This is a genomic window from Methylobacillus sp. DLP286 (assembly GCF_056636515.1).
On record NZ_CM153145.1, the window covers coordinates 2,826,085 to 2,837,103 of the forward strand.

At 60.1% G+C, this 11,019-nt stretch carries 9 protein-coding genes; 8 read left to right on the top strand and 1 reads right to left on the bottom strand.

Going from position 1 to position 11,019, the window contains the following annotated elements; all coding sequences use genetic code 11:
- Position 1: 1 nt before the first annotated feature.
- Positions 2-1,075, bottom strand: a complete 1,074-nt coding sequence (locus ACWXTG_RS13580) for a nuclear transport factor 2 family protein (protein ID WP_480220195.1) — start codon at positions 1,073-1,075, stop codon at positions 2-4.
- A gap of 140 nt (positions 1,076-1,215) precedes the next feature.
- Between ACWXTG_RS13580 and cysS the strand changes: the two genes are divergently transcribed.
- From cysS to ACWXTG_RS13620, 8 genes are all read left to right on the top strand, one after another.
- Positions 1,216-2,583 carry a cysteine--tRNA ligase gene (gene cysS / locus ACWXTG_RS13585; protein ID WP_407995672.1) on the top strand — a complete coding sequence of 456 codons (1,368 nt, stop codon included), beginning with the start codon at positions 1,216-1,218 and terminating at the stop codon, positions 2,581-2,583.
- Between the two features lie 147 nt (positions 2,584-2,730).
- A complete protein-coding gene (locus tag ACWXTG_RS13590) occupies positions 2,731-3,015 on the top strand; it encodes a hypothetical protein (protein WP_480220196.1) in 285 nt (94 codons plus the stop codon).
- Positions 3,016-3,375: 360 nt separating this feature from the next.
- Complete coding sequence (locus ACWXTG_RS13595; protein WP_480220197.1) at positions 3,376-4,602, top strand: TolC family protein; 1,227 nt, start codon at positions 3,376-3,378, stop codon at positions 4,600-4,602.
- The gene (locus tag ACWXTG_RS13600) at positions 4,602-5,771 is read left to right on the top strand and encodes an efflux RND transporter periplasmic adaptor subunit (protein ID WP_480220198.1); all 1,170 of its coding nucleotides are present in this window, start codon (positions 4,602-4,604) and stop codon (positions 5,769-5,771) included. Before ACWXTG_RS13595 ends, ACWXTG_RS13600 begins: the two co-directional genes overlap by 1 nt.
- Before the next feature lie 3 nt (positions 5,772-5,774).
- The gene (locus ACWXTG_RS13605) at positions 5,775-8,876 is read left to right on the top strand and encodes an efflux RND transporter permease subunit (protein ID WP_480220199.1); all 3,102 of its coding nucleotides are present in this window, start codon (positions 5,775-5,777) and stop codon (positions 8,874-8,876) included.
- Between the two features lie 16 nt (positions 8,877-8,892).
- Positions 8,893-9,231: a P-II family nitrogen regulator gene (locus tag ACWXTG_RS13610; protein ID WP_480220200.1), complete on the top strand. Its 339-nt coding sequence runs from the start codon at positions 8,893-8,895 to the stop codon at positions 9,229-9,231.
- A gap of 122 nt (positions 9,232-9,353) precedes the next feature.
- Positions 9,354-10,367, top strand: a complete 1,014-nt coding sequence (locus ACWXTG_RS13615) for a quinone-dependent dihydroorotate dehydrogenase (protein WP_309564416.1) — start codon at positions 9,354-9,356, stop codon at positions 10,365-10,367.
- A 1-nt stretch (position 10,368) separates the two neighbouring features.
- Entirely contained in the window at positions 10,369-10,986 is a 618-nt protein-coding gene (locus ACWXTG_RS13620) for a glutathione S-transferase (protein WP_480220201.1), read from the top strand.
- The last annotated feature ends 33 nt before the right edge of the window (positions 10,987-11,019 follow it).

An 11,019-nucleotide genomic window follows, 5' to 3' on the forward strand; every position in this document is an offset into this window, starting at 1 on the left:
GTTAACGGTTTGTCAGCTCCTGTTGGATCAACCACTTGCCTTGCTGTTGAACCAGGACCAGTTCTTTGCGCGTGCGTTGCGATAAATGATCAGCCTCGTAGGACTGCTGGAATGCGGCGCGCGCAGTGTGTTCATTCTCAATGCTGATTTTCACGTTGGTTAAATTGACTTCGATCCTTGAAGGCTTGCCGACACGCGTTTTGCGTGTCGCCTCCCAGCTTGCACGGCTTTCCCCGTTCGGCGTCTTGAAATCCTTGGCATAGCTGGCGAGATATTGCTCCACATTCTGGCTGGACCAAGCTTTTGCCCAGGATTCTACGGCATTCAGCACCGCTTGTGTCTGATCAGATTTTTTCCGTTCTGTGGGGGCCGTTGGCGTAGCCGCCACTTCCGGCGCGGGGGGCTTGACGTTCGCAGGCACAGGTTCGGCAGCGGGCTTGCTGGTTTCCGCAGGCTTGGCAGGCGCGGGTACTGGCTTGGTGTCGGTCTTGGCTGGCGCTGGTACAGCGGCGAGGCTGGGCTTGGCAGCCTCCTTGGATGGCGTCTTGGCGGCAGCGATGTCGCCGGGCGGCGGCAATAAATCCTTGATGAGGGCGAGTTTGCTCTTGGCTCGGCTGTTATTGGTATCGAGTTGCAAGGCGCGGCTATACGACTCCGACGCCATGCGGGCGTAGATGTCTCCCAGGTTCTCGTGGGCCGTGGCGTAGCTCGGGTGGGTGCGGATGGCAGCCTCGAGCGCGGCCTTGGCTTTTTCATAGTTGCCCTGGTAGGCGTAGAGCACCGCCAGGTTGTTGTATGGCGCGGGCAATTGCGGGTATTTTTCCGTGAGCTCGCTGAATACCTTGATGGCCTCGTCCTGCTTGTCGCTCTCGGCGAGCAGCACGCCCTTGAGGAACAGCGCCTTGGCATCGGTGGGCTGCTTGCCCAGGTAGCCGTTCAGGCGCTGCAGCGCCTGGGCCGTTTTACCTTGTTCCGCGAGCTGGTTGATTTCGTCCAGTTCGCTTGCCCATCCCTTCGGCGAGAGCAGTAAAGCGGCGATCAGCAGGCTATGGCTCAGCGCGCGTGCAATAGGCATATGCTATAATTCCAGGCTATTATTATGGTCATAATTCTATCAATAAGCGCATGCAAGCACTACTGCCAACGTAGCAGGCATAATCAACAAACATTGCTTGATGACGAATCTTCCAATCCCTACACCTCGCAACCTGAACTATGCTGAAAATCTATAACACGCTTGCGCGCGCAAAGCAGACTTTTTACCCGATCGTGGCAGGCAAGGTCAGCATGTATGTCTGCGGCATGACAGTCTACGACTACTGCCACCTGGGGCATGCGCGCGTGATGGTGGTGTTCGACATGGTGAACCGCTGGCTGCGCAGCTCCGGTTACGACGTGACCTATGTGCGCAATATCACGGATATTGACGACAAGATCATCGCGCGCGCGAATGAAAATGGCGAGACCATCACTGCGCTCACCAGCCGCTTCATCGACGCGATGAACGAGGATGCAGCACGGCTTGGCGTCTGGCGACCCGATCTTGAGCCGCGCGCCACTGACTATATCCATGAAATGATCGCCATGATCAGTGCACTGATTGAAAATCAGCATGCCTATGCGGCCGATAATGGCGACGTCTATTATGCGGTGTCCAGTTTCGCCAACTACGGCAAGCTGTCAAGCAAGTCGCTCGAGGATTTGCGCGCCGGGGAGCGTGTGGAAGTGGACGCGCACAAGCGCGACCCGATGGATTTCGTCTTGTGGAAGGCGGCCAAGCCAGGCGAGCCGAGCTGGGACTCCCCCTGGGGGCCAGGCCGTCCGGGCTGGCATATCGAATGCTCCGCGATGGGCGCGCGGCATCTCGGCCAGCACTTCGACATCCACGGCGGCGGGCAGGACTTGCAGTTTCCCCACCATGAGAACGAGATTGCGCAGAGCGAAGGCGCGCATGGTTGCACGTTCGTCAATTACTGGATGCACAACGGCTTTATCCGCGTGGATGACGAGAAAATGTCGAAATCGCTCGGCAATTTCTTCACTATTCGGGAAGTGCTTGAAAAGTACGATGCCGAGGTGGTGCGTTTCTTCATTCTGCGTGCGCACTACCGCAGTCCGCTGAACTATTCCGACCACCACCTGGATGACGCCAAGCAGGCGTTGACCAGGCTTTACAATACCTTGCGCGGCCTTGAGCTGCCGACGGTTGACATCGACTGGCAGCAACCGGATGCGGAACGATTCAAGCAGGCGCTGGACGATGACTTCAATACGCCGGAAGCATTTGCCGTATTGTTCGAGCTGGCGAGCGAGGCCAACCGCACGGGCTCAGTAGTGCAGGCCGGCCTGCTCAAGGCGCTTGCCGGGCAATTGGGCTTGTTGCAGCGCGAGCCCGACCAGTTTCTGCAAGGGGATGCCTCGGCTGGCCTGGCTGCAGAGGAAATCGAACGGCTGATCGAGGAGCGGCTGCTTGCCCGTAAGGGCAAGAACTTTGCCGAGGCGGACCGGATCCGCGATGCGTTGAGCGCGCAAGGCATCGTCCTTGAGGATACCGCACAAGGCACGAGCTGGCGCCGCGTTTAGGGCGCACAGTCCTGGCGCCGTTGCGCCGCTTTGCAGTAACACTACTTGTATGGCCCGCAGAGTGCTTCGCCGAGTTGGCCGCGTTTCATATAGGGGCAATGCCGCAAACTGGTTCTCAGCATTGGATTTTCTGGCTATAATCGAGCCATGTCTTTTGCAAAACGCGTATTTGCGTTACTTAGCGCCATTGTGTGCCTGTGTTTGTTTGCCCAGCAAGCCGAGCAATCGTATGCAATGGAGTATGACGACCCGACTTTTACCCATGTGCAGCAGGTGGAAATGGATAATGACCGCGAGGTCAGCGAGCCCATCCTGGTCATGCATATGCCTTTAGTTCGCCCTCCCTTTGTTTTTGATCTCAAGCTCGCCATTCTGGCCGAGACTTACCGCCAACCCGATCTCTTCCTGATTACCCGTCCTCCTATTGCCTGATTGCGCCTGGAATCCGCCCTGAGCGGCTTGTCCTCAAGTGGCAAGTGCTGCCTTGGTCAGTATCACGGATTCATCACGGCGTCACCTCCTGATGCATAGACTGGCCCAAGCCTTGCTAAGGATATCCCAGCAAAACGATGATATCCGAGGAAAGCGGAGCCTAGCTGCGGCAATGATGCGCATCAGGAGCCTGCCTTTCGCGGCAGGCTAGTACGCTCCGCATATGTTTGCTATAAGCAATGCATCAATACGGAAAAGTTGATCAATCGGTTCAAAAGTGAAATGAAAACAAATATAGAGACAGGCATGCGCCGGCATGGTGCATTGCCAGTACCGCAAGTCGGCCTGCGACCATTTCTTATGCGCGTGCTATCTGTCATGCTGGTATGCGGCCATGTGCCGTCGGCATTGGCGGCATATACGCTGTCAGACATGATCGATACGGCCATGCAATACAATCCAGCGCTTGGTATCGCGGCTGCACAGCGCGACGCAGCGCAAGCCGCAGTCACCACAGCATCGACGTACAGCAACCCCCAGGTGGAAGCGGTGATGGGCCCCAGCCGTTACCTGACGCCGGGCGGGCAGGGCGATAACCGCAATTGGAACGTCGGCTTGTCCCAACCTTTGGAGTACCCATGGGTGCGCGATGCCAGGATTGCGGCTGCAGAATCGGGGACCAAGGTGGCGGATGCCGGAACGGAGCTGATCCGGATCGAGCTGCGCTCCCGCGTCAAGAATGCATTCTACGACGTGATCCAGCGCAAGGCCGTACTCAAGCTGGTGGAAGGCGACCGTAACCTGTTGCAGCAGATCCGCGAGCGGGTCAAGTTGCGGGTGGAGGTCGGCGAGGCGCCCAGGTATGAACTGATCAAGGCCGATACCGAGGCATTGGCTGCCGAGCGCGATTACCAGTCAGCCTTGGTGCGGGTAAACGAAGGCAAGGCCTATTTGCGCGGCTTGCTGGGTTCCAGCATCCCGATCGAATACGACGTGGAAGGCGAGCTGCCCATGGGATACGGCTTGCCGTCGCTGGAGAAGTTGCGCGACCAGGTGGTGCACAGCCCGCAATTGTCGCAAGTACGGGCGGCGACTGAAACCGCCGAGGCCAAACTCAAGCTGGAAGAGCGCTTGCGTAATCCCGGCCTGACGCTCAAGGCCAGCGTCGAAGAGGATCCCGATCTCAGGCAGATGCGCTTCGGTGTGGCGATTCCCTTGCCATTGTGGGACAGGCGCCAGGGCCCGATTGCGGCGGCTTCCGCCGATGTGCGCCAGACCCAGGCAACCCTGCACGACCGCGAGCTGGGATTGCGCCGGGATATGGAGGCTGCCTATCAGCGCTACCTGATTGCGCAGCAACAACTGGCCGCTTTCGAGAATGGCTTGCTGAGCCAGGCCGAGTCGGTGCTCAAGGTGGCGGAGGCCGCCTATCGTTACGGCGAGCGCGGCATCCTCGAGTATATGGATGCCCAGCGCACTTTCCGTCTCGTGCGCAAGGATTACCTTGCCGCAAAATTCGATTATGTCAGCAGCATGCTGGAAATAGAGCGCCTGCTTGGTACAGAACTTCTGGAGGTTAAGCCGTAATGTTCCCCAATTCCCTATTGAAACCGTATTCCACTTTCGCAACAAGTGGCCTGGTCGTGCTGGCCTTGCTGCTTTCGGCATGCAAGCCGGCCGCAACGCCCGACGAAGCGGCAGATGAGCCCAAAGACCCCAACATCGTCGAGCTTTCCGAACTGTTGCAGAACCAGATCAAGATTGCCCCGGCCGGCAAGGCCGAAATCCGGGAAGTCTTGCGCGTGCCCGGCAGCATCCAGGTGGATGAGCAGCGCGTGGCGCGTATCGGCGCCTCGGTCACCGGGCGCATCACCGACATCAACGTGATCCTGGGGCAGGACGTCAAGCAGGGCGAGGTGCTTGCAACGCTGAACAGTACCGAGCTCGCGCAGAACCAGTTGCTGTACATCAAGGCATCGCAACAGATCGCGTTGCAGACCAAGGCGGTGGAGCGCGCGCGCCAGTTGCTCGAGGCCGACGTGATCGGGGCCGCAGAACTGCAGCGCCGGGAGGCCGAATTGAGCGCTGCCCAGGCCGACTTATATACGGCGAAGGAGCAATTGCAGGTGCTGGGTATGTCGGAAAAGTCCATCGCGCAAATCGCCAGCTCGGGGCAATTGCGTTCCTACAGCAACGTGGATGCCCGCCTTTCGGGCACGGTGATCAGCCGAAGGGTCAACCTGGGCCAGGTGGTGCAGCCGGCGGAGGAGTTGTTCATCGTTGCGGACCTGTCGCGCGTATGGGCGGTGGCTGAAGTGCCTGAACAGCAGGTCGAGCTGGTGCAGGAAGGGGAAGATGTCGAGATCGAGATCCCGGCCCTGAGCAACCGCAAATTCACCGGCAAGCTGATTTTCGTCGGCGATGTGGTGAACCCGCTGACGCGTACCGTGACGGTGCGTACCGACCTGGAAAACAGCGACGAGGCCATCAAGCCGGACATGCTGGTTTCCATGCTCGTGCAGTCCAAGCCGACGATGCAACTGGCAGTGCCTAGGCGCGCCGTGGTGCGCGAGAACGACAAGGACTATGTCTATGTCGAGATCGGCCCCAACCGCTTCCGCCTGCGCGAAGTGGAGCTGGGCAGCGAGTACAACGAGATGGCAGCCGTGTCGTCCGGCCTGGAAGAGGGCGAGACCATCATTATCGAGGGCGCTTTCCACGTCAATAATGAGCGCAAGCGCAAGGAACTGGAATAGGCCATGATCGAATCCCTCATTAGAGCTGCCCTCAAGCAGCGCCTGATCGTCGTGGTCGTGGCGCTGGCCTTGATGGCCGCCGGGGCCTTTGCCCTGAAGAAACTTTCCGTCGATGCGTTTCCCGACGTCACCAACGTCCAGGTCCTGATCGCTACCCAGGCTACGGGCCGTTCCCCGGAAGAGGTGGAGCGCTTCATTGCCGTACCGCTGGAAATCGCCATGACAGGCCTGCCGGGCCTGGAGGAAATGCGCTCGATGAACCGCAACGGATTGTCGTTGATCACGCTGGTGTTCACCGACAAGACGGATGTGTATTTTGCCCGCCAACTGGTGATGGAGCGCCTGATGGAGGTGATGGACCGCATGCCGGAAGGCGTGACGCCCATCCTCGGCCCGGTGGCGACCGGCTTGGGCGAGGTCTATCAATTCACCCTGGAAAAGCCGACCGACGGCGAAAAGCCGTTGTCGCGCGAGGAGCTGACCGAGCGCCGCTCCATCCAGGACTGGGTGGTGCGCCCGTTGCTGCGCGGCATCCCGGGCATTGCGGAAATCAATTCCCAGGGCGGTTACGTCAAGCAATACCAAGCCTTGGTCAATCCGGACCGCATGAGCCACTACGGCCTGAAGCTGCAAGACATTTACATGGCCCTGGCGCGCAACAACGCCAACAGCGGCGGCGGGGTGTTGCCGCAGTATGCGGAGCAATATCTGATCCGCGGCGTGGGCCTGATCGAGAATCTCGACGATATCCGCAATATCGTGCTCAAGGAGCAGAACGGGGTCCCGGTCTACATGCGCGACGTGGCGGAAGTGCAGGTCGGGCATGAGGTGCGCGTGGGCACCGTGGTCAAGAACGGCTATACCGAATCCGTCGGCGGCATCGTCATTATGATGCGCGGCGGCAACGCCAAGGAAGTGGTCAGCCGCGTCAAGGCCAGAGTCAAGGAGATCAACGAGCAGGGCATGCTGCCCGGCGGATTGCAGATCGTGCCTTACTATGACCGCAGCGAGCTGGTGGATTCCGCCTTGCACACGGTGACCAAGGTGCTGATCGAGGGCATCATCCTCGTCATCATCATCCTGTTCCTGTTCCTCGGCGATGTGCGTTCCAGCCTGATCGTGGTGAGCACGCTGATTCTCACGCCGCTGATCACCTTCATGGCGATGAACTATTACGGCATCTCGGCCAACCTCATGTCGTTGGGCGGCCTGGCGATCGCGATCGGCCTGATGGTCGACGGCTCGGTCGTGGTGGTCGAGAACGCATTCCACCACCTCGGGCACCGTCCTGGCGAAAGCAAGGTGCGCGTGGTGCTGGAAGCCGCCGCCGAGGTGGGAACGCCGGTGCTGTTCGGCGTCGGCGTGATCATCCTGGTGTTCCTGCCGTTGATGACGCTGCAAGGCATGGAAGGCAAGATGTTCGCGCCGTTGGCGTTGACGATTGCGATCGCGCTGTTCATTTCGCTGGTGATTTCTCTGACATTGTCCCCGGTGTTGTGCTCCTACATCCTCAAGGGCGGCAGCGGCGAGGATACGCGCCTGATCCAGGCGATCAAGCGGCCCTACCTGAAGATGCTGAACTGGGCATTGTCGCACGACAAGACCACCATCATTGCCGCCACCGCCCTGTTCATCGGCACCATCCTGCTGGTGCCGTTCCTCGGCACTTCCTTTATCCCGGAAATGAAGGAGGGCTCCATCGTGCCGGGGATCAACCGCGTGCCCAACATCTCGCTCGAGGAATCGACCAAGATGGAAAGCGACGCGATGCGGCTGATCATGGAAAAGGTGCCGGGCGTGAAGTCTGCGGTATCCGGCGTAGGCCGCGGCGAGAGCCCGGCCGACCCGCAGGCGCAGAACGAGTCGACGCCGATCATCAGCCTCAAGCCGCGTGAAGAATGGCCGGATGGCTGGACCCAGGACGATATCGCGGAAAAAATGCGAGAGGTGCTGGAGCAGTCCCTGCCAGGGGTGCAGATTGTCATGGCGCAGCCGATTTCCGACCGCGTGGACGAACTGCTCACCGGCGTGCGGGCCGACGTGGCTGTGAAAGTGTTCGGCGAGGACATGACCCTGCTCAAGGCCAAGGCGGACGAGATTTCCCGGATTGCCGGCGGCGTGCGCGGCGCCACGGAAATCAAGGTGGAGAAGGTTTCCGGCCAGCAATACCTGAACATCACCGTGGACCGGCATGCGATCGCGCGCCATGGCATCAATGCCTCGGACGTGCACGACGTGATCGAGACCGCGATCGGCGGCAAGGTGGCGACGGAAATCTACGAAGGGCAGCGCCGCTTCAGCGCGGCGGTGCGCTACCCTGAGAACTTCCGCGGCAACATCGAGGCGATCAGCAATATCCTCATCACCTCGCCCAACGGTTCGCGCGTGGCCTTGCGCGACCTCGCGAAAATCGAGGTGCGCGACGGCCCGGCGCAGATCAGCCGCGAGCTGGCCAAGCGCCGCGTGGTGGTCGGCATCAACGTCAAGGACCGCGACCTGGGCGGGTTCGTGGCCGAGTTGCAGCAGGTGCTGACGCAGAAGCTCAAGCTGCCCGAGGGGTACTATCTCGAGTTCGGCGGCCAGTTCCAGAACATGGAGCGGGCGATGGGGCACCTCATGGTGATCATTCCGGTGACGATAGGGGCGATCTTCTTCCTGTTGTTCCTGCTGTTCAATTCGGTGCGTTATGCCACCATGATCATCATGGTGCTGCCGTTCGCGTCGATTGGCGGCATCATTGCCTTGTTCCTGACCGGGGAATACCTCTCGGTGCCTGCCTCGGTCGGCTTCATTGCGCTGTGGGGGATCGCCGTGCTCAACGGCGTGGTGCTAGTGTCCTATATCCGCAGCCTGCGGGACGAGGGTCTGAGCCAGAACGAGGCTATCCTCAAGGGGTGCACGCAGCGTTTCCGGCCGGTGATGATGACGGCAACGGTGGCGATGCTGGCCTTGGTGCCCTTCCTCTTCGCTACGGGGCCTGGCTCGGAAATCCAACGTCCGCTGGCGATCGTGGTCATCGGGGGATTGATTACTTCCACCCTGCTGACGCTGGTCGTGGTGCCGACGCTATATCGCAAGTTTGAAGAACAGCGCGTAGAAGCATGATGACAAGGAGCCGAACATGAAAGAGATCAAAGCCATTATCCCGCCGCAGCGCCTGCCCAAGATCCGCTCCGGGCTGCGCAATATCAAAGGTTTCCCGGGCATGACGGTGAGCAAGGTGGAAGGGTGCGGCCATCATATGGCGCGCCCTACGCTCGGCATCCGGGAGGAACTCACGGATTACAGTCCCAAGGTGCGCATCGAGATCGTCTGTCCGGATGAACTGGTGGAAGGCATATTGCAAGTCCTCGTCGAGGTCGGGCATACCGGCCAGGTGGGCGACGGCATCGTGTGGGTCACTGCCGCCGTAGAGCGCATGATCCGGCTTTCCGAACAGGTGTTGGTGCTGGATTGCTGAAATGCGCATCTGACGATGCTTCGCAAAGGCGCCTTGAAGGCGCCTTTTTATTGGCATCGATTCGCATGATCTTCGGCTTCATAGCCAGTGAGCTGGTGTGGGTTTTCCGGTAGAATCCCCTCATGCTTTATTCCATTGCCAAACCCTGGTTGTTCCGCCTGGATGCGGAACGCGCCCACGACTTTACCCTCAAGAACCTGAAGCGGCTGGAACGCTCCGGGCTGCTGAACCTTTACCCCCGGCCCTCCAAGTGCAAGCAGCGCCAGGCGATGGGAATCAATTTCCCCAACCCGGTCGGCCTTGCGGCGGGACTGGACAAAAACGGCGCCTATATCGATGCGCTGGCCGGGCTCGGGTTCGGCTTTATCGAGATCGGCACGATCACGCCGCGTCCCCAGCCCGGCAATCCCAAGCCGCGCATGTTCCGCCTTCCCGAGGCGCAGGGGGTGATCAACCGTTTCGGCTTCAACAACCTCGGGGTGGACGCCTTGTTGAGAAACGTGGCTGCCGCCAGGTACAAGGGCGTGCTGGGCATCAATATCGGTAAGAATTTCGACACGCCGAACGAAAGGGCGGTCGACGATTACCTGCATTGCCTGCGCAAGGTGTACGCCCATGCGCATTACGTCACGGTCAACATCTCCTCGCCCAATACCAAGAACCTGCGCGCCCTGCAGGAGAAAGAGGCCTTGGGCCAGTTGCTGCATGCCTTGAAGCTTGAGCAGCAGGTGCTGGCCGACCGGCATGGCCGATATGTCCCGATCGCGCTCAAGATCGCACCTGACCTGGACGAGGCGCAGATCGCCGATATTGCCGCATTGCTGATGGAATATCGGTTCGACGGCGTGATCGCCACCAACACCACCCTGGCGCGCGATGCGGTGCAGGGCCTGCCGCATGCGGAAGAGGCGGGCGGCTTGTCCGGCGCCCCGGTGCGCGATCGCTCCACTGCGGTGATCCGATCCCTTTCCGTCCATCTTGCCGGCGCATTGCCGATCATCGGCGTGGGCGGGATTCTCAGCGGCGAGGACGCCGAAGAGAAAATCGCGGCAGGCGCCAGCCTGGTGCAGGTCTACAGCGGCTTGGTCTATCGCGGCCCGGTACTGGTTGACGAAATCTGCCGCAAGCTGGGTTGATGTGGCGCAGCCCGTCCTGTATTCCTACCGGCGTTGCCCCTATGCCATGCGCGCCCGCATGGCATTGCATTATGCCGGCATCGCGGTGGACATTCGCGAGATAGCGCTCAAGGCCAAGCCTGCGCATATGTTGCAAGTGTCGCCCAAGGGCACGGTGCCGGTGCTGGTATTGCCTGACGGTTCCGTAATCGATGAAAGCCTGGATATCATGCGCTGGGCGCTGCAACGGCATGACCCTGAGGACTGGCTCGGCAGCCCGGCCCTGCTGGCGCAGGCGGAAAGCTTGATTGCCGAGAACGACGGCTCGTTCAAACGCGCGTTGGACCGATATAAATACGCGATTCGTTTTCCCGAACAGCCGCCCGAGGCGTATCGTGCGCAGGGCGAAGCGTTCCTGCAGCAATTGGAGTCGCGCTTGCAGCAGCGGCCCTATTTACTGGGAGCCCATGCGGGCTTGGCGGATGTGGCGATATTCCCGTTCGTGCGCCAGTTTTCCATGGTGGATCAGTCCTGGTTCGAGGCCGCGCCTTATCCCCGGGTGCGAGCCTGGTTGCAGGCGTGGCTGGTAAGTGCGCGCTTTGCCGCCGTCATGCAGAAATATCCGGTTTATGCCGGTTAGAAGCTGGACATTCCAAGTGAAAATCTAAAGTTA